Annotated in this window: 11 protein-coding genes, 1 tRNA gene and 1 pseudogene; 7 read left to right on the plus strand and 6 right to left on the minus strand. The window is 45.1% G+C overall.

From position 1 onward, the window contains the following. Positions 1 to 49: 49 nt before the first annotated feature. Genes AC59JT_RS14845 through AC59JT_RS14855 form a run of 3 tightly spaced genes read right to left on the minus strand, consistent with a single transcriptional unit; the run spans position 50 to position 4,374 of the window. Positions 50 to 466 (minus strand): hypothetical protein, encoded by a 417-nt coding sequence (locus tag AC59JT_RS14845; RefSeq protein ID WP_497400283.1) that lies wholly within the window; start codon positions 464 to 466, stop codon positions 50 to 52. After that, positions 463 to 1,542: a DUF928 domain-containing protein gene (locus AC59JT_RS14850; RefSeq protein ID WP_497400285.1), complete on the minus strand. Its 1,080-nt coding sequence runs from the start codon at positions 1,540 to 1,542 to the stop codon at positions 463 to 465. Before AC59JT_RS14850 ends, AC59JT_RS14845 begins: the two co-directional genes overlap by 4 nt. Before the next feature lie 3 nt (positions 1,543 to 1,545). Next, complete coding sequence (locus AC59JT_RS14855; RefSeq protein WP_497400286.1) at positions 1,546 to 4,374, minus strand: hypothetical protein; 2,829 nt, start codon at positions 4,372 to 4,374, stop codon at positions 1,546 to 1,548. Positions 4,375 to 4,784: 410 nt separating this feature from the next. Here AC59JT_RS14855 and AC59JT_RS14860 point away from each other — a divergent pair, with 410 nt between their 5' ends. From AC59JT_RS14860 to AC59JT_RS14880, 5 genes are all read left to right on the plus strand, one after another. Further along, positions 4,785 to 5,840 (plus strand): metallophosphoesterase, encoded by a 1,056-nt coding sequence (locus AC59JT_RS14860; protein ID WP_497400288.1) that lies wholly within the window; start codon positions 4,785 to 4,787, stop codon positions 5,838 to 5,840. 245 nt (positions 5,841 to 6,085) lie between these two features. Continuing rightward, complete coding sequence (locus tag AC59JT_RS14865; RefSeq protein WP_497400290.1) at positions 6,086 to 7,639, plus strand: tetratricopeptide repeat protein; 1,554 nt, start codon at positions 6,086 to 6,088, stop codon at positions 7,637 to 7,639. Between the two features lie 510 nt (positions 7,640 to 8,149). Next, positions 8,150 to 10,933 carry a TonB-dependent receptor gene (locus AC59JT_RS14870; protein ID WP_497400292.1) on the plus strand — a complete coding sequence of 928 codons (2,784 nt, stop codon included), beginning with the start codon at positions 8,150 to 8,152 and terminating at the stop codon, positions 10,931 to 10,933. Positions 10,934 to 10,965: 32 nt separating this feature from the next. Then, positions 10,966 to 12,222, plus strand: coding sequence for a beta-helix domain-containing protein (locus AC59JT_RS14875; protein ID WP_497400294.1), 1,257 nt, complete (start codon positions 10,966 to 10,968; stop codon positions 12,220 to 12,222). Between the two features lie 21 nt (positions 12,223 to 12,243). After that, the gene (locus AC59JT_RS14880) at positions 12,244 to 13,344 is read left to right on the plus strand and encodes a phytase (protein WP_497400296.1); all 1,101 of its coding nucleotides are present in this window, start codon (positions 12,244 to 12,246) and stop codon (positions 13,342 to 13,344) included. 48 nt (positions 13,345 to 13,392) lie between these two features. Here the strand turns inward: AC59JT_RS14880 and AC59JT_RS14885 are convergent, their stop codons facing one another. The 3 genes and pseudogenes from AC59JT_RS14885 to AC59JT_RS14895 all read right to left on the minus strand — a co-directional run bounded on the left by AC59JT_RS14885 (position 13,393) and on the right by AC59JT_RS14895 (position 14,503). After that, on the minus strand, positions 13,393 to 13,719 hold the full coding sequence (locus AC59JT_RS14885; RefSeq protein ID WP_497400298.1) for a hypothetical protein: 327 nt from the start codon (positions 13,717 to 13,719) through the stop codon (positions 13,393 to 13,395). A 135-nt stretch (positions 13,720 to 13,854) separates the two neighbouring features. Beyond that, a pseudogene (locus AC59JT_RS14890) lies at positions 13,855 to 14,275 on the minus strand (BLUF domain-containing protein). A gap of 156 nt (positions 14,276 to 14,431) precedes the next feature. Then, a tRNA-Cys gene (locus AC59JT_RS14895) sits at positions 14,432 to 14,503 on the minus strand. Between the two features lie 197 nt (positions 14,504 to 14,700). On the opposite strand from AC59JT_RS14895, the gene AC59JT_RS14900 reads away from it, so the two are divergent. Then, a complete protein-coding gene (locus AC59JT_RS14900; RefSeq protein ID WP_497400300.1) occupies positions 14,701 to 16,470 on the plus strand; it encodes a 7TM diverse intracellular signaling domain-containing protein in 1,770 nt (589 codons plus the stop codon). A gap of 359 nt (positions 16,471 to 16,829) precedes the next feature. After that, positions 16,830 to 26,147, plus strand: coding sequence for a cadherin-like beta sandwich domain-containing protein (locus AC59JT_RS14905; protein WP_497400301.1), 9,318 nt, complete (start codon positions 16,830 to 16,832; stop codon positions 26,145 to 26,147). The last annotated feature ends 148 nt before the right edge of the window (positions 26,148 to 26,295 follow it).

The following is a 26,295-nucleotide window of genomic DNA, read 5'->3' on the forward strand; positions in this document are numbered from 1 at the left end:
AGCCGGTTGTTTAAATTCTTTAAAAATCACTTTAAAAAAGCTTTAGTCGTTATTTTAAATTGTACTTTTTATGGGTAAGATATTTATCGGCGTATACCATTTCCATACCTTTTACTTTCTCTTTAGCTATCTCAAAATCAAGCATATACTCATAACTTCCGGCAACGCCGTTAGCTACTGCCTGTACAAATACAGGATAAACTTTTTGTATGCCATTTTGAAGGTAAAAGCAGCTGTCCATTTTGTATAACAGATGGGTTTTTTGCTGCCCGCTTACCTGTTGCTGCAGGCTTTTATCGGGTATTACCCTGGCTTGGTAGCTCGCCGTCTGGTTGTCGCCGGGCTGGTTTGCTACAGTTAAAACCTGCACGGTTAAATCCTTATCGGTAGCCTGTAACATGTTTTTACGGTTGCAGCCAATAGTCCCTATTACTGCCAATGCCAGCACTATAATTAGCTTCTTCATTTTACATCCTTATATAAAAAACGTAAGCTTTTGGTTGAACCATCGGGTAGCCACACGGTCATGATATAATATTGCCCATCGGCAAGTGTGTTACTTGTTGAAAAATCAATAATCAATTGGTTATCACCATTCTTTAATTTCAGTTTAGGTATTGATTTTATTTTACGATCGGGCGTATTAACAGCATGTATCTCATACTTCAGGTCCCGGGCCTGGTATGGGTTAACTGTCGCAAACTTTATCTTGCCTTCGGCTATGTAATAATTGCCTTTGGCCAGGTCTTCTATATCCCGGTAGCCATCATTCGGTTCCTTTTTAACGCTATCCTGGCAATCAACCGTGAACGACCATATTTCTGACCTGTTCAATACCGTTTGATCTTTAAAGGCGGTTACCTGCCAGGCATAAGTTTTTTTAGTAGCCAGATCGCGCACTATTGCCGGGAACGGTAATACCGGCGATACAATATTATTTTGGTTAATAAGCGGCATGTTATAGTTCAAAGCCTCGGTAGGATTCTGCCCGCTTTTAACTTCGGTAAGCACCAGTTGATAGTATGCTCCCGGTACTGCCGGAATTAGCGGCTGCCATGTTAGCATCGGCCTTTTGTCGCATATTTTATCTTTATCATACGGGTCAACCAAACTCAGGTCGGCAAATGGTGCCAGCATGTACGAAAAACATTGCTCATCGGGCGGGTTATCCGAGTGCAGGTATGACAAGCTAAAGCAGTACTCATAATCACCCTGCGGCAATAAGTGATTTGTCTTGATTAAAGCGCCCAGCTTATTGTTTGCAAACTGTACAGATGAAGTACGTATTGCTTGCGTAGGCAACGGATTTACACCCGGAGCAATGTCAAAAAGTGGCGTTTTTATAATAAACACCGTTCCTTGCTGACGCTCGCTTACCGTTATAGTTAATGTGGCGGTTTGTTTGGCAAACGGGTTAAGTATACGGCAATTGAACACGCCCTCTGTTGTCCGTCCGTTAATTTCAGGGATGAACTGAACGCTTATCTGGCTAAATGCCCTAAAGCTTAGTAAACTCAATATTATGGCTATATATATACGCATTGCCTATTTGCTTATATGGTATTTAATGGATAATTCTGCCCTGCATGCCGAATACAGATCGGGATACAGCGGCGTGATCAGGTTTTTTCGTAAATCGATATAAGTATCAAAGTCGAAATGCGAACTGGCGTACAGTTGCAGCCCCTGGCGTATACCGGCTTGTTGCGCGATACCTGTGTTTGACAGGTAGGTTACAGCCGACGAAAGATTTAGGGTATTGAGTACTTTATATTGGTACGAAACATCAGATGTAAACATGTCGCCAATTAATTTAAGCGACGATAATTCTTTGTTATAAAACAGCGTTGCGGTTAGGGCGTTGGTGTTTAAAATAACACTTTGGGTGTAGTTAAACATTAACATGGTACCATTTGACTGCGACACAGCACCATTAGCAAAGCTTTGCGTGCCCACGCTGAAATGACTTACCGTATACTTCTTTCCTATCTTATAATTTGAGTTACCCTCTAACTGAAATTTTTGGAGCGAATAAACGGATGAAGCGATACCATCAACCTTTTTGTTGGTACTTACGTTAGCGTACTTAAGGCTCATGTTAAATTTCCTGCTCAACACGTACCGCCCGTCAAGTTGTATATTGGCTGTTTTCCACTTATCATCTGATGTGTAGCTAATAGGCATATTGCTAAAATCAGTACGAACGTTCACGCTAAGTTTATTTTGGTAGAATGATTTTTTGAGGTTACCGCCAAACTTCATCCGGCCCCCGCCAAATCCGTTATTCCCCGGGTTTTGGTATCCCATGCCCGAATATTTGAAGTAAACATTATCTGACGCGTTTAACCCCTCTAAATCTAAATGATGATTAACACCAAAAGACAACGACTGCATCATATCTGTACCCAGGTTGTTGGTTAAGCCTCCCTGGCGGCTCAATATGGCTTCGGTTTGATAGTTATTGCTGAACAGGGTTGTCGACTTGGATACATCGACAGATACGTTACCTAGTTTTCTGAAATTAAAATCCTTAGTAATGGTAAATGCCACATTATTTGATGATACTGTGGGAATGGTATAACGCGAATTATTCATTTCACGATTTACCGAACCAATTACCGAAAACTTAACATTGCCGCCACCTATACCGCGCAAAGTTGTACCTAGGTAAGTAATGTTTTTAGGGCTGTTATATATCGACCCCTGGTAATTAGCATCCTTGGCAGAACCGATATCGTTCATCACACCATAACCTAAAGTGATGGGGATGTTGCCTGTTTTAACAGTTGCGGTTGTACCGGTTATAAATAGATCCTTATTATCTGTGTTGCCCGCCACCTTATCAGCAAACGATCCTATTTTAAAAGCTTGCACTGCGGCAAATGCAGATTGTAAACCGCTACCAGGTTTCCTGGCCAACAGTTTGCTTTCCTGTTCGGTCAGCAATCTTTTGCCCGCGGCACCGTTCATGTAGTTTTGCATTTGCATCATTTTACCTACGTCAAAACCTTCCTTCGCCAATTTAGATCTGATGCCGGTAATGGTTGATGCTGCGCTGTCAACCAAAGTAGCGTTATGCTCATTTTCAAAGGCTGACAAGCTATCAGCTAACCCGGCGGGGATATTTAACTTAGTAACCTTAAACAATTGTTCGGCTGATGGTTGATTACCGGAGGTTTTATACTGTTCAATATTTCCTACTATTTCATTTAATGCGCCATCCTCATTTGCCAACAGTGAATCTGCCGGATTTTTCTTTATTAATCCCGATAGCTTTTCCTTGATCTCATCTTTTGACAAACCTTTTAACTGCTCAAGATTAGCCGGCGATTTTAGAAATGAGCTTAAGCTGCTATTGGCAGAAAGCGATGTGATCGCCTGCTGTTGTTGCTGCAATTTACTAAGCACCAATTGTTTTGCACCTGCCGAAAGTTTGCTCGATAAAATGGCATTAGCATCCGGCATTTTAGCCGATAAACCTTTTTCAGTGGCTACGGTCATCAGCTTGTCCTTCAATTGCCTTTCGTTCAATTGCAACAGCTCGCTTACGTTAACTTTATTTGACAGGTATTTACCTAATGCCCCGCCGCCTGATACGCTACCGGCTGTTTTCTCACCTTCATTCTTAAGTTTATCAACCAGAGCCTTGCTGGTATAACCCTGCACATCAAGCCCCCCCAACATGTTCTTTTTCAGGTTATAGTACTGTTCCATATCGCTTTTAAACATGTTCGAGAACTGCTTGGGATCAAAATCGAACTTGAACATATCATGCCCCATCCCCGGAAAAGCGGAATACGGCGACCTATCAGTGGTAAAATTTACATTTAAAGGTATGCCCCACGCCTCGACAAGGCCGGTTACGTTGAAAATATTGACAAACTTTTGGCTATAGCTGTTCCCCACAAAACCAATCGGGCGCGGTGGTTGGTACCGGGTGGCATTCTCGATGGTTAAGTTTAATGCAAGCGATTTCTTTTTTAATTTTTTTAGCCTGCCATCAATATCATCTGTAATGGCGCTTAACTTGCTTTCGGCTTCGTTTTTTAGTCTACTAACTTTTTTTGATGGATCTAGTTGATTGAGTTTATTTTTAGCATCGTTTTTTGCTTTAATGAACTTATCGGTAGGGTCCATTAATTTTAGTTTACCCTCGGCATCATTTTTTAGCTTATCAATGTTTTGAGCCGGGTTGGCAATTTCCTTAAGCTCGGCAACGCCGGTTAAGGGTAATACAGGCTTTATAGAAAATGATGATTTTGAGGTAGAATCAACCTTAATGGTATCCTGTACGGATACAGATTGCCCCATTGCTACTGCGGCACGCATGCTCACAGCAAAAAGCACGAAAAAAGTCATTAAACTTCTTTTCATTTTTTGTGATAATAAATTCCAAAGGTTATGGCCTTTGAAACCGGTCAGGTTGTTAAGTTTTTATATTGGCTGAAAACGGGGTATATTTTTCATCCCAATATTGCGGGCAAAAGATCTTTTTCCTTTACCCATACTATGTAAGCTTTGTGATAAGTTACGCCAACTAAATTATAGCTTTTTAATTTTTAAACAAATTTTATTTCGCATAATTTTAAATTATAATAATTTAATAACATACCGACCTCAAAAACGAAAGCACCAAATACCTTGTCGACAAAAAATAATCCTATACTAAACCTAATTATCCAATACTTAACATCAACTTAATCTTACAGTGCTTAATTTGCCGGCTCGCCGGTTTGTAAACTCCCGGCGTTATTTTAATTTTATATAAAAAACCAACACTCAACATGACACATAAAAGCCTGCTAACTGCCGCCTTGCTTTCAAGCTTAGGTTTTACTGCCGCTGCCGCGACAATAAATAATCCTGTTCCGGCGGCGCCTATTGCTTATGCAGATACTGCAACTACCGGCACTCCCGCGGTGGTTAAACCCGGCGATTTCACCATAGCGGTTTTGCCTGATACCCAATACTACCTGGCCCAGGCCCAGCTTGGCGGTAACTTTGATATGTTTAAAGCGCAGATAGCCTGGATACAGAAAAACCAGGTTAAAGAAAATATTGCCTTCGTGGCGCATATGGGTGATATTACAGAGCACGGCGACAACCCCGCAACCCAAGCCGCCGAATGGTACCTGGCCAAAACCGCCATCTATGGTTTGGAAAAGCCGGTAAGCATCCCTTACGGTTTGGCGGTAGGTAACCATGATCAGTTCCCGGCGCAGTACCCGGTTAAGGGTACTACCAATGGTTACAACAAATTTTTCGGTGTGCAGCATTTTGAGGGCAGGCCATATTATGGCGGTCATTATGGTAATAATAACGATAGCCACTACGACAAGTTCACGGCCGGCGGGGTTGACTTCCTGGTCATATTCCTGGAATTTGATTCGCATAACGAGGACCAGGCTAACCTATACGCCTGGGCCAACAAGGTAATGAAGGACAATGCCACCCGCAAAGCCATCGTGGTAAGTCACTCTATATTACACTTCGGGCCGGTTACGGGCAGCAACACGCCGCAGGCACCGCTTAATGCCGAGGGCAAGGCTATTTACGAGGGCCTGAAAGATAACCCCAACCTTTTTATGATGTTAAGCGGCCACGTGGGCGACAACGGCGAAGGCTACCGCGTGGAAACCAATAACGGCCGCACCGTAAAATTCTTTTTAAGCGATTACCAGAGCAGGCCAAACGGCGGCAACGGCTTAATGCGCCTCTACAAATTTTCGGTAAAAAACAACCAGCTTAGCGTGCGCACTTTTTCGCCTTATGCTAATGTGAACGAGACGGATGGTGACAGCCAATTTACCGTACAACTTTTTGACACACCGGTAAAGTAACCAAGGGCGCAGTGTAGCGGCTTATGCGTAGCACGCTACACTGCTACACCTAGTGTAGCGCGCTACACGGCTGATTTTCAAACCCTTGATTTTTTTGGTGGCACTGTTTTGTCAGTGAGCTTGCTACACCATTTTCTTGAGGTTATTCGGGCCTTGTTTTCTATCCCGCTACGCGGGGCGTTTGTTAACATTTACTTAATATTGATTTACGTAATTTGTTGACAGATTTTGTCAGTCCCCTATAAATGAGAGCTTTCCTGTTTCTTACGGTCGCGTTAATTGCCCTGTCCTTCGGTACGAAGGCGCAGTTTAAGGCGGTGGATGCTATCAGCCAGCAACATCCGGATTCGGCACTCATTATTTTAAGGAAGATACAGGCCGAGGCGGTCGAAAAACATGATGCCGTTACCGAGGGCCTTTGCCTGCAAAAGATGGGGCAGATCTGTTATACCCAAAGCCATTATGCGCAGGCGCTAGAGTTTTACCTGCGTGCCGACAAAGTTTTTGACGACCTCAGCGACAAAAACCTGAACGCCGATAACCTGGGCGAAATGGGCGTGCTGTACTATTACAACAAACAACTTGGCCTGGCCCGTAAAACTTATAACGAGGCCCTTTCGCTTTACAAGCAAACCAACAACGTAAAAGGACAGGCTGATATTTTTGGCAAAATTGGTCACCTGTACGAAAAACGCCACCAATACGATAGCGCTTTTTATTACCAGCACCTGGCCTTGCAAAAATATAACTCGGTTAATTATGGCAGAGGGGCCGCCAAGATCTATGAAAACCTGGGCAGTATTTATGAAGATTTGGCCAAGTACGACTCGGCTTATGTGAGTTTTGAGCGTTCGCTTCAATTGTACCAGGCCGAACATAACGAACCGGCCACCATCGAAGTAATTAATAACCTGGGCGATATGCTGCGCAAAACCGGCAAATACGCGGCAAGCATCGTACAATCGCAAAAGGCGCTGGCCATGGCTACGCGGATGGGTAATATTTATCAGCAGGCATCATGTACCAAGGACCTTGGCCAGGCTTATTCTTTAATGGGCAAGCCCGATAGCGCCTATCACTATTCCGAGCTGAGTCGCCGCTACTCGCTGGATGTTTACTCGAAGGATGGTGCCAACCAAACCGCGTTTTTACAGGTGCTTTATGATATCAGCAAGAAAAGTGATGAGATAGATCGGTTAAATAACATCCGCAAAATAAACCGCATTGTGGTAACCGCCGTTGTTATTGTGGTGGTGTTACTGGTGATATTGAGTATAGTTATCTTCAGTAGGCAACGCCTGAAAATACGCGATCAGCAGGCGCAGCACGAGTTGAAAAAACTGGAAGAGGAAAGCCTGAAACAACAACTCGAACTGAAGAGCAAAGAACTATCCAGCCATACCCTCAACCTGATTAAAAACAACCAGCTGTTGGAAAACCTGCGCAGCACTTTACAGGCTATGGTAAAAGAGGATAAGCGCGACCAGAAAAAACAAATGCAGCAAATTATTTTGCAGATAAACGAAAGTTTTAATCATGAGCAGCACTGGAAGGAGTTTACCACCGCCTTTGAGCAGGTGCACCAAAGCTTTTTTGATACGCTGAAAAATTATAGCAATGAGTTGACTTCGGCGGATATGCGTTTGATCGCTTTGCTGAAGATCAACCTGGATTCGACGGATATTGCTACGTTGTTGGGTATCTCGCCGGATAGTTTGCGGGTGTCGCGGTATAGGTTGCGTAAGAAGTTGAATATTCCACAGGGGGATAATTTGACGGCGTTTATACAGGGGTTGTAACTGCATATTGTCTCTACCCATCGAGCCTACCCAATATGTCATTACGAGCGCAGCGTGGCAATCGCACGAAGATCGGTCTGCTGCTTTTCTACGTGCGATTGCTTCGTCGTTCCTCCTCGCAATGACATAATTTGTTATTCTTCCGTCTCAGCAGGGTCTCTCGATAGAGGACCCTGCGCGGGGGGTATCGCAATCGCAGGGTCCTCTATCGAGAGACCCTGCTCGGACAGAAAAGAATCCAGCCCCACCCGTTACATCCAACTCAAAAATCCGCCACCAAGTACCTGTTTCCCGCCCTTAACATTTACTTAATGTAACGGTAATAAAATCATAACGGCGTTTTGAATACATTATAATTAACTCATTATCAACAATATATATTTTTGTGTTGCTTTTTGATATACGTGCTTTGTAACGCTGTTGCTTTTATGTAACTCCACTTATTTCATTTGTACATCGCGGCCTTCACACTTTTGCGGCATCATTTAAAAAACGCAAATAATTATCGCAATGAATAAATTTTTACAGATCCTGTTGCCGCTACTATTCAGCATTGGTGTAGCAAGCGCAACCACCGTAAAAGGCTACGTGTACGACAAGGAAACCGGCGAACCCCTTGTTGGCGCTACAGTAGTGCTTGAAAAAACAGGGAAAGCCACCAGTACCGGCCTCGACGGTAAATTTGAATTTAAAGGCCTTTCTGCCGGACCCGCCAGCGTACGTGTAAGCTACGTTACCTACAAACCCTTTGTGCAGGCTTTTACGGTTTTAAGTGAAGATACCCCTCACCTAAAAATTTATATGGAACACACCGGCAACTTGCAGGAAGTGACCATAAACGCCCGCAATAACGGGGTGACTGATCGTGACGCGCGCCGCCTGGAGCAAAACGCTACCCAGGTGGTTAACGTGGTATCGGCCCGCGCTATTGAGGTATCGCCGGATTTGACCGTGGCCAATGTGATACAACGTGTATCGGGCGTATCGGTTGAGCGCAACAGCAATGGCGATGGACAGTACGCTATTTTACGCGGTATGGATAAACGCTACAACTACACGTTGGTTAATGGCGTGAAAATTCCTAGTCCGGATAATAAATACCGTTATGTACCGCTTGACCTTTTCCCGTCGGACCTGTTAGATCGTTTGGAAGTTTACAAAACCCTTACGCCAAACCTGGAAGGCGACGCTATTGGCGGTGTGGTTAACATGGTGATGAAAAACGCGTCCGAGCAATTGCAGGTAAATGTTAACCTGGCAACCGGTTATAACCAATTGTTTTTCGACAGAAATTTTACCAGCTATAACTCTTCGGATATCAGCAGCAAATCGCCTTATGAACTGCGTGGCCGCGATTTCAATGCCACCCAGGCCGATTTCCCGAAAGGCCCTTTAAGCTATACCTCAAAAAAACCTGCGCCAAATTTGGTGGGGAGCCTTTCTATAGGTCAGCGTTTTTTAAATAATAAATTGGGTGTTGTTTTGGCCGGAAGCTACCAGAATACCTATCGCGGCAGCAACAGTACGTTTTATAACTCGGCTGTTGCGGGTACAGATCAGTACGCCGTTATTACCAACAAGGTTTACCGCGAATACTCTGATCAGCAAAAACGTTTAGGCTTGCATGGCAAGGTTGACTATGTGTTTGATGCCAATAACAAGATCAGCTTGTACAACGTTTATGTAAACCTGGTAAACAAACAACTGCGCGATGCTTTAAGCACCAACTACACCGGTAGTACTTATCAGCCTGCCGCCGGCAATGCCGAGTTAACCTACGAAACCCGTAGCCGTTTAACCCAGCAGCAGATTTACAACAGCACCTTGCATGGCGATCATAAATTCTTCGACAGCAAATTTAAAGTGCAATGGTCGGCTGTTTACGCTTCGGCTCAAAACGAGGTGCCTGATAATACTACCATCAGCGTAAACGGTATCCAAACCAACTTTCAGCAAAAAAAGCTTTCGTTAGTGAACACCAACCCGGTTGAGCGCCGTTGGGAACGTAATACCGACGAAGATAAAGCCGGTTACTTAGACCTGGCCTACAACATTTTAAATGGTAAGAGTAAGTTTGATGTGATGGCCGGTGGTTTATACCGCGATAAACAAAGAAGCAGCTTCGCCAACAAATACAACCTTTACGCGCCGCTAAAAAGCGATGGCACCGCGCCGCGTTACGGTGTTGATTTTCAAAACTACAGCGATTTAAACCTGTTGGTATCAAACCCTACAGGCGCGGTTAAAAACCCGCTTACTTATAACGCCAGCGAGAAAACTACAGCGGCTTATGGTATGCTTAAAATTATATCGGGCAAAACCGAAATTACAGGTGGCGTAAGGGTTGAGCATACCGACCAGGGTTATGACCTATTATTCCCTGCCGGGGAAAGCAGGCCATCGGGCAGCCAGGTATATACCGACGTCTTGCCAAGCATTACCGTTAAACATCATTTAACTGATAAAGCACAGTTACACGCTTCATACTACAAGGCGCTTAACCGCCCGGGCTTTTACGAAATTGTACCTAGCAAAGTGGTTAACGAGGAGTATGTTGAGCGCGGTAACCCTGACCTGAAACGTGCCCTTGCCGATAACTACGACCTGCGCTACGAACTGTTCCCGGGTGCTGCAGAGCAGTTGTTAGTTGGTGCTTTCTATAAACGTATTCAAAACCCTATCGAGTACACCTTCCAGCCGGATGCTACCCGCGGACAGGATATTTACTATACACCGGGCAACTTTGGTACGGCCAATAACTACGGCGCGGAAGTTGACTACATCAAATTCTTTAACAAAATTGGTATCAAGGCTAACTATACCTACACCCACTCGCGCCTTACTACGCCAAAAACATCGCGCCGCATCAACAGCACTACCGGCAATATTGAACCCTTTTTGGTTGACCAATCAAGACCATTGTATGGCCAGAGCGAACACGTTGGTAACCTGTCCTTACTATACAAAAACACTAAAAACGGTGTGGAGCTACAACTGGCAGGCGCCTACACCGGCGAGCGTATAAACACGGTATCGCAGTTTTTGAACAATGACCTTTGGCAAAAAGGCTTTGTGCAGATGGATGCGTCGGCCGAGAAGAAATTTAAAAGCGGCATCAGCATATTTGTTAAAGCCAATAACCTGCTAAACACACCTGCCAAACTATTTATTAAAGGCACCAACCCGGTTAACAATGTAATACCCGAAAACATTGTATCAAACGGACAAACCCTGATACGTAACGACTCGTTCGGTCAAAGTTACCTTATTGGGTTACGCTATAAATTGAATTAAGATATAACCACACCTATTAAAAAATTAAAGAAATGAAACTAACAAAATTACTCACCCTGTTAAGCTTTGCAGCCCTGGCATTTACGGGTTGCGAAAAAGCGAATATTAATGTTGACACCACGCCCGAGAATGGATCGGCCATTGGCGAAATATCAGGCATATGGACCAAAGGCAGCGTGCACGAAATTAAAGGCGATATTGTTATCCCGGCAGGCAAAAGCCTGACCATTGAAGAAGGTGTAACCGTGTTAATGGATGTTACCGCTAAACCCGAGGTTGTGGTTAAAGGTAACCTATACGCGTTAGGTACTGCCGATAACCCGGTTAAATTTACCGTGAGCGATGCTTACCGTACCGAAGCCAACAAGTTTGGTAAACTTTGGGGTGGTATATTAGCTACACCAACTTGTGCCGAGCTGGTGCTTGATCATACTATTTTAGAGTATGGCGGCGCTACAACTTCTGATGCTTCTACATCAGTAAAACAAGGTTTGTACAAAGCCGTAGCCGGCGAGAATTTACCTGCGCTTTGGTTCTCCAACATCAATGGTAAACTGATCGTTGTTAACAGCATCATCCGTAATTTCCAGGAAGATTGTACTTATATTGAAGGTGGTAAAAGCATATTTGCCAATAACGTATTTTACACAACCGGCGTAAGCGGTGGCGAGGCGATGAACTTTAAATCGGGCTGTATTGCCGATGTGGCTTACAACCTGGTGTACAGCACCAACACCAATGCGCTTAAACTATCAAACAGTGGCGACCGTATTCCGCAGGCTTACATTATTGCCTACAACAATACTATGGTTAACACCGGTTGGAGAAGGCCAACTGCTAAAGGTGGTTCGGTTTGGATAGAAGCCAGCGTGCGTACCGAGTTGTACAATAACCTGTTTGCCAATACCCGTTTTGGCGTGAAACGCGATACCAAAAAACCGGAAGACAACCGCTCAAAATACAGCAACAACTGGTACTATGGTTATGACCAGGTTACCGTTGACCAGTTTCAGCCTAACAGCGAGATCGTTGGTGGCACAAACGACGTGATTAGCAAAACGGCAGGTGCTAACGATCCTAAATTTGTTAACTACCCGCTAAGCACTTCAATGACCAGTCCGGATTTTAATACCGCTTGGGATTTCCACCTGCAAGGTAACTCGCCTGCCCTTACAGCAGGTACTACCGCCTTTACCCGCAACCACGCGGCTGGTATTGTTGTAAACGGAACTACTTATACATCACCGGCCCCGGCAAATTTTGTAGGTGCATATGGCGTGAAATTATAATATCGATAAAATCTATAATTAATGAACAGAAAGATAAATATATTTTATATAGCGCCTTTAGCGGCGCTCCTGATGGCTTCTGCGTGCAATCAGGGCGCAGATTCTTCATCAGCAACTGCTACAGATACAGCCACCATAACCGAAGTTAAACCGGTTATTATTACCGAGCCGGTAAAGTATGATACCGATGATCCCGCTATATGGGTTAACAAAGCCGACCCGGCGAAAAGTTTGGTAATTGGTACAGATAAGGATGCCGATGGGGCACTGTATGTGTTTGACCTGCAAGGCAAGATCATCCAGGATAAAGTAGTACGCGGCCTTAAACGCCCCAATAACGTCGACCTGGCTTACGGCCTGGTACTCGGCGGCAAACCAACCGACATTGCCATAGCCAGCGAACGCATCACCCACAAGCTGCGCATATTTTCCCTGCCGGATATGAAACCGGTGGATAATGGCGGCATTGAAATTTTCCAGGGTGAAACCGGCCCCGAGTATCGTGACCTGATGGGTATTTCGATATACACCGCTGCTGATGGTAAAATGTACGCCATTGCCGGCAGGAAAAACGGCCCAACCAACGGTGGCTACCTGTGGCAGTATTTGCTGGGCGATGATGGTACCGGTCATGTTAAAGCAACGCTGGTGCGTAAATTCGGTACTTACAGCGGCAAGAAGGAGATTGAATCAATAGCGGTTGATAATAAGTTGAAACACATCTACTACTCGGACGAGCAGATAGGCGTGCGCCAATATGATGCCGACCCGGATAAAGGCGACAAGCAATTAGGCATGTTTGGCACCACCGGCTTTGAGGTTGATCATGAAGGTATCTCTATTTATAAGCTGACAGATTCAACCGGTTACATCCTGGTATCTGACCAGGGCGCTAACCGTTTCCAGATCTTCAGCCGCGAGGGTACCAAAGCAAACCCTTACGAGCACAAACTACTAAAAGTAGTTAACGTAGCCGCCCGCCAAAGCGATGGATCTGACGTAGTGAATGTACCGCTGAACGACACCTTTAAACACGGCTTATTCGTTACCATGAGCGATGACAAAACTTTCCACTTTTACCGTTGGGAGGACATTGCCGGTAAGGAACTGAAATCTAAATAATTGTTATTGCAGCGCGCCTGAATCAGGTACGCTGCAATTTACAATCTCCTACCTCACCACCGGGAAGGCCACTATCCTTACCTTGGTAAAGCCATAAGGCACCAGTGTAACCTTTTCTACTTTTGAGCCTGTTGGGCCTTTGTATATACCCTCGCGGGCGTTTACGGGTTGTGGGGCTACGTCGTTGGCCATGGTCCAGTCGGGTATTTTGCGGGCATAGGCAGTAAGCTCGATGGGGGCGTGTTCAAGGTCCCATTTAAAATCGCTGGTAACGGGGGTTTGCTTTGTGCAAGCGCGCCAGAAGCCATTGCACCGGCCAGTGCCGTGCATATAAATTGTTTCGTTAACATTACTGAAATAGGTTTGTATTAGCATACATTTTAGGCCGTGTATGCCGGTTTTTGCGCTAAATATAGCATGTTTATGCCAATTTGTGCCGCTTAACAAAAACGCCACTCTAAATACTTAGAATGGCGTTCGTGTTTTATATTATAGATCTTTCGTTTTTAACTAAACCAATCGCTCCAGGTTGGTGCGCACAAATGTGGTAAGCATTACCAATGCGGGATGATCATCTGTGGCAAATACTTCGGTCAGTTTGCGGGGATTAGTATAAGCTTCCATTTGCGCTATCTCTTTGGCGGTTGCTATTTGAAAACCCATAGACCATTCGCCAAAATTACGCTCTTTCAAGTCACCTTCGTTAACCACCATAATTTGCCTGTGCGAAGGGTCTTCGCTTATCCGCCTAAGTTTCGTCAACAGCGCTTGCTTCACCTTCAAGCAATTGTATAAAACTACCGTCATGATAAAGTAATACGCCGGTAACGTTGTTTGCTTTATTGCGGCTACGGCTTTTAACTAATAATTGCTGCAATGCCTGCTCGTCGCGCAATTTTACGGAGGTGCTTAAATAGATAAGATATTTCATGGTACCTATATATACGAAATGGGAATATTCCGGGTTTGGTTAACCTTACAACGTTGAGTTGTTTATGCCTTAAAAAAGTAAAGCCCCTGATGGGCAGGGGCCTTTACTAAACCAATTGTAAACCTAAAAGATATGAGAGAGAGAGAATTTTAAACGAGGCGTGAGAATGGGATCGAACCATTGTATAGCGTTTTGCAGACGCCCACCTAACCACTCGGCCACTCCGCCTTATTGACATTACAAAAATAAAAATATATTCTATAAAAACCATAGACTATATAGAATATATTTTTATTTTTCTCTACTGCTGTTTATTTTATAGTATCGAGGGCGAGCGTAATCCCTTTTATTTAAGTAGCTTCGCTCCATAAATCTATTGTAACACCTGGTAAATTAATTTAAACACAGCCCCCGGTTTTTAATTAATGAAAGCTGTACTTGTCTGCTCGACCATAACACTTCGGTTACCGAGGGCTATCCTGTTATTATTTTTAGCCTGCCTGGTCTCTTTTTCAGCAAACGCGCAAAACCGGGATACGCTAAGCAATGCCCGGGCACTTACCATTACCAACTATGAGGTGTTACCTGATAAAGGATACGATCTTAACAGGATACTCACAGACCGGTCGTTGTTTTTTAAGAATGATTCGTTAGTACTATCGGGGACCGATCAATACTGGGCACGATTGACGATCACCAATCCTTACCCTACAGATGAGCCTTATGTATTTTCGCTTGCGCAGCCTATAAATTACCGATTATACTATTTTGACAGGTACAGCAAGGCGTGGATTGGGCGGGCAACCGGCCTGGACGTAGCCGATGGCCGACGACGGGCGGGCATAGTAAAATTGGTGCTTCCCCGGCAATCAACCCAAACCATTTATTTAAAAATCAACTTAAAAGATATACGCGGGGAGTTGAAGGCTATAAAGCCTGCTGCCAATTTTGAAAAAGAGTTTACTTTTAATGCTGACGAACAGTTTATAAGCCTGATATACATATTTTGCTGCGTAGCGCTTATATGTTTTGCCGGATATTATTTGTACGCCTATTTTGAGCTGAAAGATAAGGCCTACTTATACTACGTAATAACGCAGTGCGGCGCATTGATCTATATTAGCGGGCACCGCTTTTTTATCAACTTAATACCTTTACGCTTATATTCCATCAGGGTGAGGCCAGATGGTGCCATATTTGCTTTTTCGTTAAATTCTTATGTCGATCATATTGGTCCGGTGTTTATTTTTTGGGGATTTTTGTTTTTTACGCGATCATACCTAAACACCAGGGCTATATTACCAACCTATGATAAGCTGTTAAAAACATTGGCTTATGTATACCTGGTTATTGAAACCGTATTTCCTACCTTAACACTGCTGCACCTCAGCAGCTTCGAAACATCTATTATAGCCAATATCGTTATCCTGGTCATTATACCCTGCGTAATTTTAACCGGCATTATGGCCCATAATAAAGGCGTAAAAACAGCCGGGATATTTTTGGCGGCCAACTTAATACCCATGATCTTCGCGGCCGGCACTTCTATCAGTATTATTAATGATGGCGGAAACCCTTTGCTGCCCGCGCTGGCCATATTATCGCAAATATTCACTTTCGCGCTGGCATTGGTTGCACGTTTAAAACTGATCAATGACGATTTGAAAGCCAAAGAAATTGAAGCCGTAAAACTGGAAAAAGATCTCACTATTACACAATACCAACGTTTGCTGATAGAGGAAGAAAATAAAACCATAGCCCTTACAGTTGCTTTTGAAAAAGAACGTAACGAACTGTTGCAGCAACAACTGGAGGCCAACCAGCGCGAACTGGTAGGCAACAGCTTATACATCCACCAAAAAAACAAATTACTGGCCGATCTGAAAACGCAGGTGCAGCACATGGATAGTTTGGACGATGACACCGGCGTTTTAAAAAGCATACGTTCATCGTTAAACGACGGTGAATACCTGGATGACGAATGGAATAAATTTAAACTGCATTTTGAGAAGGTGCATCCAAGTTTTTTTAGCGACCTGCAGGCCACAAACCCAAACCTAACCCGCAATGAATTAAGGCTATATGCCTACTTCCACATTAACCTTTCAACCAAAGAAATTGCGGCCCTTTTAAACATTGCGCCAACAAGTGTGCGGCAGGCAAAAATGCGTTTATATAAAAAGTTGGCTAAGTAAGCCCGCGGCTTAATGTTTAAACACCAATAACAACTTACTGAAATACAATAATTTACAGCTTTAACAATCTGCCACTTGTAGACGCTTTGTATACACCGGCTCTTGGTGTTATTATTTTTTATATGCTGTAATTTGCGCTTCCTTTAACTGATCTCCGATTTGACTTATTAATTTTTTTTCAGAAAACAGATTTTTTATAAAACATTTGGATGCCAACCTGCGTTTAAGCGCCGCCTTAAAATTGTCCCCCAATTGTACCCCTACGGGCATAAGTATTTGACTTATTTTGGCCAAACATTAACTGCAAGTCAAGTACTTAACCTAAACATAAAACCAAGCACTAAAAACAATCATTATATATGGAGAATTTTTACCCCCTAAGCTCACCATCAATTTTTAAAAAGTTAGCGCAATATATAGCGCTTACTTTTATGGTGTTAAGCGTTGGTAACCTGGCAGCCAGGGCACAAACGCCATCGATAACCTATGCCAGTCCCAAAACTTTTGGTACAGGCGCGGCTATCGCCACCTTTGGGCCAACCAGCAGTACCGATGTATCGGCGCTGAGTTATGCATCTTCAACCGTTGTTCCATACACGGTCGATTTCCCGGGCACTTTGGCTATAGACGCGGCAGGTAACCTCTATTACGGTACAAGCGACCAAGTATTTAAAGTACCGGTAGGCAGCGATAGCGGAACAAGCATTGCTTCAGGATTTAGCTATATTTCTTGTCTCGCTTTTGATGCAGGCGGTAATCTTTATATTGGCGATGGCTCCGCTAAAACTATTATAAAAATAACTGAACCCGGAGAAGTTGGTAGCATCAGATCCACTGTAGCTACTACGTTAGGCGTGCCGGGCGGGATTGCCTTTGATCAGCAAAGCCACATGTTTGTAACCGAATATAATGGCCCTGCGGATTTGATAAGATTTACCTTATCTGGTGGTGTTGGCACTAACAAAACGGTTATTGTTCAAAACATGATGTCGCCCAGAGCTATGTCTTTTGACAATGCCGGCAATCTTTTTATTGCCGACTTTGGAAATGTTTATAAAATGGCAGCTACCATTACCTCGTATCCAATTCAGGCATCAAGCCTTGAAGTTTTAGCTTCAGACCTGGATGGCACAGACGGGCTGGCGCTTGATAACAGTGGTAGTATATACGTCACCGGTTTTGGTAGTAGCAAATTACACCGTATAGACGCTGTTACCAAAGCTGTTACTGATTTGCCGGGGGACCATTTTAGCCCGGGAGCTGTTGTGCGTGATGTTGTTGGAAATATATATGTTGTTGCTGCAAACGGTCAAAATATCACCAAATATGTACAAACAGGCGGATATACCATATCTGGTTTACCGTTTGGCTTAGCTTTAAATGCTAATACAGGCGAAATAAGCGGAACGCCGACAACCGTAACTTCTGCCACTGATTATACCATTACCGGCCATAATACTAATGGTAACAGTGCAAGTGCCGTTGTAAACATGCAGGTATTATCAGGCAATGCCAATTTATCGGGCATTACCTTAAATTCGGGAACGCTTATGCCTACGTTTAACGGTAATACAATTACATACAGCGCCTCGGTTATTAACAGCGTGAGTACTTTAACCGTTGGTGCTACCGGCGCTGACGCTGGTAGCACGATCAGCATCAACGGCGCATCGGCCACTTTGGGCACTGCTTCGACAGACGTTCCCTTAACGGTGGGTGCTAACGCGATCACTATTTTAATTACCGCGCCGGGTACCAATACCAAAACCTATACTTTAAATATAACCAGGCAAGGTGAGCTTTCATTAGCTTACGCGGGCCCGCAAAAATATGTGGCAGGTGCAGCTATAACGCCATTAGTGCCTTCGAGTGGCGGTACAGAGCCATTTGGTTATAATACCCAGGCATCGTTTTTTGCGGCCGGGGCCGCGCCTAATGGCATAGCGGTTGACAAAAACGGAAACATAGCGGTAGCGGTAGGTACCAACGTACGAAAAATAGCCGCGAACGGAACGCAAACCGCCAGTGTGGCTATGAGCTATACACCGGCATATGTTACTTTTGACGACGCCGGCAACATTTATACGTTAAGCTCGGGCACAGGCGGTGTTTTAAAGAAAATAGCGGCCAGCAATAACGCTGTTACTACGGTTGCCAGTGGCATTACCATCACATCGTCGGGAGGTTTAGCTATTGACCCAACAGGCACTTATTTATATTATACGTCAGGGGCAAATCTAAGGCGTGTAATAATTAGTAGTACTAATAACACCGTTGTATGCAGCGGATTAACCACGGCTACTGGCCTGGCCGCTAATAAGGCCGGCGATATTTTCTTTACCGACAACAGCGGGCTTTACAAGATACCCGGCAGCGCTACTTTTCCGGTAACGAAAGCAAGCCTGGGCGTATATGCAACCGGCTTTAGCAGCATGAGTGGTATTGCAGCGGGTAATGCCGGCGAGGTTTTTGTATCGGACCAAACGAACAAGGTAGTTAAACGTATTGACCCCAGCGGCGCTATAACTACTATTAGCGGCACACTTACGGGCCCCAAATGGTTAGCATCAGACGCCAATGGGCATGTATTTGTGTCTGACAACGGAGGCACAAACATTTACAAAATAGCGCAAAACGGAGGTTATTATATTAGCCCGGTATTACCAACCGGTTTAACGTTGAATACCGCAACCGGCGCAATAAGTGGCACCCCATCTAAAGCTTCAGCCGCAACAATTTACACCGGCATAGCGTATGGCACCAGCGGCGCTACGGTAACCAATAACGTTACTATATCGGTTGTTGACCCAACCCTGTCAGGCCTGGCATTAAACCAGGCAGGCCTAAGCCCCGCATTTAATTCGGCCACCGAAAATTACACCGCAACGGTAGGTGCCGCAACGCTTAAAATTACGCCTACTGTTAACAATGCATCGTCTACCGTTACCGTTAATGGTGTTACGGCAACATCCGGCCAGGCCTCAACCGTAGCTTTAAGCGTTGGTAGTAATATTGTGCCCGTAGTGGTAACAACAGGCGATGGGCTTGATACTAAAACGTATACCTTAACCATTACCCGTGTGCCCGTACCAACAGTGGCCTATTCGGGCGGTCCTTATACGTTTTTGGCAGGTTCTGCTCCTATCACGCCAATTAGTACTGGTGTAGCTGCCCATGGTTATGAATCATACAACCTTTATTACAATACCATATCGTCTACAGCGCAACAAGCTGCTGCCGATGGACTGGGTAATGTATATACCATATCGGGTACTGTTTTAAAAATTCCACCGGGCGGGGGCACCGCTATCACGGTAACTTCAGACGCTTTGGTAACATTCGGGGCCGTAATGACGTCAGACGCTGCCGGTAACCTTTATTTTGGCACATCATCAGCTGTACATAAAGTAACCCCGGCCGGTGTTCTTACAACGTTAGTTACAGGTCTTACCGGCACTGTTTCGGGCATAGCGGTTGATGCGGCAGGAAATATTTACTTTAATGATGGCGCCATCAAAAAAATTAATACAAGCAACGTAGTAAGCAATGTAACCGCATCAGGTATCATTGCTAACGCCAGCCAGTTAGCAGCAGACAGGGCCGGTAATATATATGTAACCGGCGGTTTGAGTACGCAATACGTATATAAGATACCCGCTACCGCGTCATACCCGGTAGCGCTTGCGCAAATGATACCTATGGGCGTAGGGCTAAGCAACATGAGTGGCGTTGCTGTTGATAACCTTGGTAATTTAATTGTTATTGAAGGGCAAAGAACTGTTAAAAAAATTACGCCGGCGAACGTAACAACTACACTGTTTACCGTGCCTAGCGCGGGTATCGGTATAGCGGTTGACGCGGTTGGCAATATTTATACCCCAAGCCAGGGTACACCGTTAGGTTTCCTGCAAAACAAACAGGTGGGCGGCTATTATGTAAGCCCGGCCCTGCCTACCGGCCTTACTATTGACCCCAATACCGGCGTTATAAGCGGCACGCCTACGCAAACCACACCCGCTACTGACTATACGATATATGCCTATAACCTTGGTGATAATTATGGCGTAACTACTGTAAACATTCAAACTATTGATGCAACGCTTTCGGGCCTTACTACAAACAGGGGCGCTGTAGTGCCGGCATTTACCTCATCAACAAACAACTATACCTTAACTACTATACAGCCTACAATTACGGTTACGCCAACAACTACGGTGGCAGGCGCCACCATTAAGGTTAATAATATTACGGTAGCTTCGGGCGCTGCTTCGCAGGTTATTAATCTGGTAAAAGGAGAAAATGTTATCCCTGTTACTGTTACTACCGCCGATGGCTTAACCACCGGTACTTATACATTAACCGTAACCAAAACTGTTGATGCCAGTTTATCTGCCCTTACCACAACAGCCGGCTCAATAAGCCCGGCATTTAGTGGCGCAACCACCGGCTATACAGTGTCTACTATAGCGTCTTCAATAACTATAACACCTACTGTATTAGTACCAGCCTCTGCTGTTACCGTTAATGGAACTGCTGTAGCCTCGGCCGCAGCATCAGAGCCTATAGCATTGTCTATTGGTCAAAATATAATCCCTGTTGTAGTTACAGGCGACGACGGTACAACCACCCAAACTTATACGCTAACTATTACCAGGTTAATACCACCAACTGTTGATTACGCCCTTGCCGGCACCAAAGTTTACAACGTTGGCGCCGCTATTACAGCGTTAACACCAACAAGCAGTGGTGTAAGCTCATTTGGCACCAGCGGCTACCTGGCTGATAAGGCTGCATTAACAACCGTAACAACGGGCATTGCCGACCCATGGGCGGTGGCCGTAGATCCGACGGGAAACCTATACGTTGTAACCGTAACTCTTGCCAAAAAAATAATAGGTGGCACAGTATCAGCCCTTAGCGGTACTTACACAAACCCATATGGCGTAGCAACTGATGCTGCAGGAAATGTTTATGTTGCCGACTACACCCGGGGAATTATTAAAAACGGGGCATCCTTCGGCACTGGTATTACTAACGCACTAGCCATAGCTGTTGACGGCTCGGGGAATATATACGTGGGAACAAACAACAACACCGTGATGAAAATTGCTGCCGGTGCCACCGCCGCCACTACATTTGCGACAAGCATGAGCAGCCCTTACGGGGTTGCCACAGATGGTGCCGGAAACGTGTATGTTACCAAATCAACTTCATCAGGCTCATTAACTAAAATAAGCCCGGCCGGCGTTAAAACCGTATTGGTATCATCGGGCCTGAATTATCCTGCCGGTGTTGAGGTTGACGGAAGCGGGAACATTTACATTGCTACTATCGACAAATTGTTAACTATACCGGCAAGTGTAACATCTTTCCCAACCACGCCTGTCAATTTATTAGGTACCGGCACTTTCACCAGCCCTGGCCTTGGAGACGTTACTGTTGACCAGGCTAATAACTTATACCTAACCGTTGACGGCTCGTCAACAGACCTTGTTCAAAAACTAACGCCAAATGGTGGTTACTTTATTAACCCGGGTTTACCTGCCGGATTAAGTTTTGATAATACTACCGGTATTATAAGCGGTACGCCTACAGCAAGCAGCGCTACCAAAACCTATACTATCTCAGCTTATAATGCCGCGGGCATTGCAGGCACAACTACCATATCACTAAAAACCGCGGGTACTGATGCGACACTTTCTGCATTGGCGACTAACGGCGGCGCGTTATCGCCGGCGTTTAGCGGTGCTACTACCGAATATGCCAGTACCACTGCGGGTTCATCCATCATCATAACCCCAACTGCTACCGACGCGAGTGCAACTATAAAGGTTAATGGCGTTGAAACCGCTTCGGGCTCACCATCGGCAAGTGTGCCATTAACATTGGGTACAAATGCTATTCCGGTGATCGTTACTTCAGGCGATAGCTCCAGCGTTAAAACCTATAATTTAACTATTAACCGTGTAGCGGGCCTGCAAACTTTAACGGCCAGTACGGGTACATTCTCGCCAACATTTACTACGGGTACGTTAAGTTACACCTTACCAGTGTCAAGCGCTACCTCAAGCATAACCTTTACCCCGACTAATCCTGATGCTACAATAACTGTAAATGGCAACACTGTTACTTCGGGTACAGCGTCGCAATCTATTTCATTAACATCGGGCGCAAACCCGGTTAGTATTGTGGTAAATGTAGGCGATAGCACGCGCACTTATAACATCAGCGTTAACAGGTTATTACCACAAACTATTACCTTCCCGGCCTATGTTGGTAACCAGCCTACCGGTAATCCTGATAGTTCGCCGGCAACGGCAAGCTCGGGCCTGCCGGTTAACTATGCGTCATCAAACACCTCAAGGGCAACCATTGTAGGTGGTAAGATCCATTTACAAGCTACGGGGTCGGTTACCATAACAGCGTCTCAACCCGGCAATAGCGTTTACGAAGCTGCAACTTCTGTACAACAATCGTTAACCGTTAGTAAAGGCACCGCCGTTATTACCCTGGCAGCCTTAGATACAGTTGCCTATGGCGACGCCAATTATTCGCCTGCGGTAAGTACCAATACCGGCACTGCCGTTACTTACGCTACCAATAACAGTAGCGTGATAGCTTTGGCAAGTGGCAACACCTTAAGGGTTGCCGGCTTAGGTACAGCAACTATTACCGCGTCGCAGGTAGGCACATCAAACTACAATGCACCAACCAACAAAACACAAACTATTTTGGTGGTTAAAGGCCAGGCAACAGCACCTATCGTGTTCCCACCGCTTACAGCTGTTAACCACAACACGCCTGATTTTTCGCCGGGCGCAACAAGCACATTGCCAAACGTTATAACTTATACCAGCAGTGATACCACGGTAGCCAAGATCGTTGACGGAAAAATACACCCGGTTTATAGTGGCACCACTACCATTACCGCATCGCAGGCTGCCGAAGATGGCAATCACCTGTCGCCGGCTGACGTTGCACAGGTATTAACCGTTAAAGCAATACCGGTGTTATTAGACAGCCTTTCGGCAAGTTCGGGTATTATCACCAAGGTTAACAATGCGCGGTACAATATCCTGGTATACGGGCGCGGTACCGATCGTATTAAAATCACCCCCAGGACTACTGATTCCACCGCGGTAATTTTGCTAAACGGCGCACAGGTACAATCAGGCCATCCATCGGCTGATGTGATGCTTAACCCGATAGGTACGCCGACCAGCGTTCCGTTGGTAATTCAGAATCCTGCCGGTGGCGATAACCAGGAAATCACCATAAACATCACCCGCAAAGCATCGCCAATTGCCGACCTAAGTTTGCTATCGGTAAGCGAAGGTGTGCGCACCCGTGTGGGGCCCGAAGAGTTTAATGTGGTGATATACAACCTGGGCGTTACGCAGGTAACACAAAGAGTTTTAACGCTGGATACCGGCGCCCGTGTAACTGTTAATGGCGTGCCAACACTATCCGGCAAAAACTCGGCCTTCATAACGCTGCAAGCCAGCGGCACAACGTTAATAACTACGGTTGTTACTGCCGAGGATGGCATTGCCACCAAAACCTATAAGGTAAACATTACCAAAGCCGCGGCAAGCAATGCCAACCTGGCTAAGCTTGACCTTACCGGCGGTACATTAACTAAAATAGATGCAACAACTTACACCGCTACCGTTGCCGGTTTAACCACCGCCATCATAAAACAACTGGCCCGTACCGACGATCCGAATGCTACTATTAAAGTAAATGGCGCAGACGTTGTATCTAACGTTAATACAACCTTTGCTTTAAATGCCGTAGGCACTACCATTTTAAACACCGTAGTAACAGCCGAGGATGGTGTAACCACTAAAACCTATACCGTCACCATCACTAAAGTTGGGGCCGCCAATGCTAACCTGGCCAAGCTTGACCTGAGCGAGGGCACGGTGACCAAGATCGATGCGATAACGTTCACCGGTAACGTACCGCTTATTACCAGGGTAAAAGCACAGGTACGCACCGACGACCCTAACGCAACGGTGACCGTAAATGGCGTATTGGTAACAGGTACCAGTTCGGACTATATTCCGTTAACAACGGTTAATACGGTTATTACCGCGGTTGTAACTGCGGAAGACGGCACTACTACCAAAACCTACACGTTAACTGTTACCAGGCCACCTACAACTAATACTAACCTGGCCAGGCTTGACCTGAGCGACGGTAAATTAGTAAAGGTTGACCCTATAACTTATACCGCTACTGTGATAGGTGTTACACGCCTGAAAGTACTGACACGTGCTGAAGACGCGAATGCTACCGTAACGGTAAATGGCCAGCCGGTTATAAACGGCAGTTCAGATTATATTACGCTGAATGCAACCGGCAGCACGCCAATAACCACGGTAGTTACTGCAGAAGATGGTACTACTAAAAAAACATATACCATTACAGTGAGCAAAGCCGCGGCAAGCAATGCCAACCTGGCTAAGCTTGACCTTACCGGCGGTATATTAACTAAAATAGATGCAACAACTTACACCGCTACCGTTGCCGGTTTAACCACGACCACCATAAAACAACTGGCCCGTACCGACGACCCGAACGCTACTATTAAAGTAAATGGCGCAGACGTTGTATCTAACGTTAATACAACCTTTGCTTTAAATGCCGTAGGCACTACCATTTTAAACACCGTAGTAACGGCCGAGGATGGTGTAACCACTAAAACCTATACCATCACCATCACTAAAGTTGGGGCGGCCAATGCTAACCTGGCCAAGCTTGACCTTACAGGCGGTACAATTACCAAAATTGATCCGCTTACTTATACCGCTACGGTTGTTGGGTTAACTACGGCTACTATCAAACAGCTGGCCCGTACCGATGATCCGAATGCTACACTAAAAGTGAATGGTATGACAGTGACATCAAATGTAAACACAACGTTTGCTTTAAACGCTGTTGGCACTACTACCTTAAATACCGTAGTAACCGCCGAAGATGGCACCACTACAAAAACTTACACCATTACCATCACCAAAGTTGGCGCGGCCAATGCTAACCTGGCCAAACTTGATTTTAGCGAGGGTACTTTAACCAAACTTGATGCCGTAACCTACACCCTTGCCTTAAACTCGGCAAGCACAACCCGCATTAAACAGCTGGCGCGTACAGATGATCCAAATGCCTCGTTGAAGGTGAACGATGTTGCTACCCCATCTAACGTGAGCACTTATTTTCCGCTTAATGCTTCGGGTTCAACAGTACTTACCACCGTGGTTACTGCCGAAGATGGTACAACCACCAAAACCTACACAGTTACGGTTACCAAACCGGCCATGCGCATGGTAGCAGCTACCGTTGATAAAACTAATACGCTCATCAACAATGGCCCGGCAACCGAAGGGGATGAACTTGTTCCGCATCAGTCATTATCACCTAATGGTGATGGTATTGGTGATGTGTTTAAGATCGATGGCATTACCAACTTTAAAAACAACTCGGTAACCATTATTAACCGCAGCGGCGCCAAGGTTTACGAGGTGAAGAATTATGATAACACTTCAAAAGTGTTCGACGGACATTCAAACCTAACCGGATCCTTAGTACCGGCAGGTACTTATTTCTTCCTGATAGAATATCAGAAAGAAGGACAGTCCTTACGCAAAACAGGCTATCTAATAGTGAAATACTAACCCCCCCTTCCCTTAATTGCAAACGCCGTTCCTCAAAAAGGAGCGGCGTTTTTGCTTACAGGCTCCGTTGTTTTCAATATTTACTTAACAATATAATTTTTATGAGGTTTTGCGATTTAGGCGATATCAAACACATTTAATACATTAG

The sequence above is a fragment of the Mucilaginibacter sp. A3364 genome (assembly GCF_059690715.1).

Coding starts and splice junctions, on each gene's coding strand:
- AC59JT_RS14845 (WP_497400283.1), bottom strand. CDS start 466: ATGAAGAAGCTAATTATAGTGCTGGCATTGGCAGTAATAGGGACTATT.
- AC59JT_RS14850 (WP_497400285.1), bottom strand. CDS start 1,542: ATGCGTATATATATAGCCATAATATTGAGTTTACTAAGCTTTAGGGCA.
- AC59JT_RS14855 (WP_497400286.1), bottom strand. CDS start 4,374: ATGAAAAGAAGTTTAATGACTTTTTTCGTGCTTTTTGCTGTGAGCATG.
- AC59JT_RS14860 (WP_497400288.1), top strand. CDS start 4,785: ATGACACATAAAAGCCTGCTAACTGCCGCCTTGCTTTCAAGCTTAGGT.
- AC59JT_RS14865 (WP_497400290.1), top strand. CDS start 6,086: ATGAGAGCTTTCCTGTTTCTTACGGTCGCGTTAATTGCCCTGTCCTTC.
- AC59JT_RS14870 (WP_497400292.1), top strand. CDS start 8,150: ATGAATAAATTTTTACAGATCCTGTTGCCGCTACTATTCAGCATTGGT.
- AC59JT_RS14875 (WP_497400294.1), top strand. CDS start 10,966: ATGAAACTAACAAAATTACTCACCCTGTTAAGCTTTGCAGCCCTGGCA.
- AC59JT_RS14880 (WP_497400296.1), top strand. CDS start 12,244: ATGAACAGAAAGATAAATATATTTTATATAGCGCCTTTAGCGGCGCTC.
- AC59JT_RS14885 (WP_497400298.1), bottom strand. CDS start 13,719: ATGCTAATACAAACCTATTTCAGTAATGTTAACGAAACAATTTATATG.
- AC59JT_RS14900 (WP_497400300.1), top strand. CDS start 14,701: ATGAAAGCTGTACTTGTCTGCTCGACCATAACACTTCGGTTACCGAGG.
- AC59JT_RS14905 (WP_497400301.1), top strand. CDS start 16,830: ATGGAGAATTTTTACCCCCTAAGCTCACCATCAATTTTTAAAAAGTTA.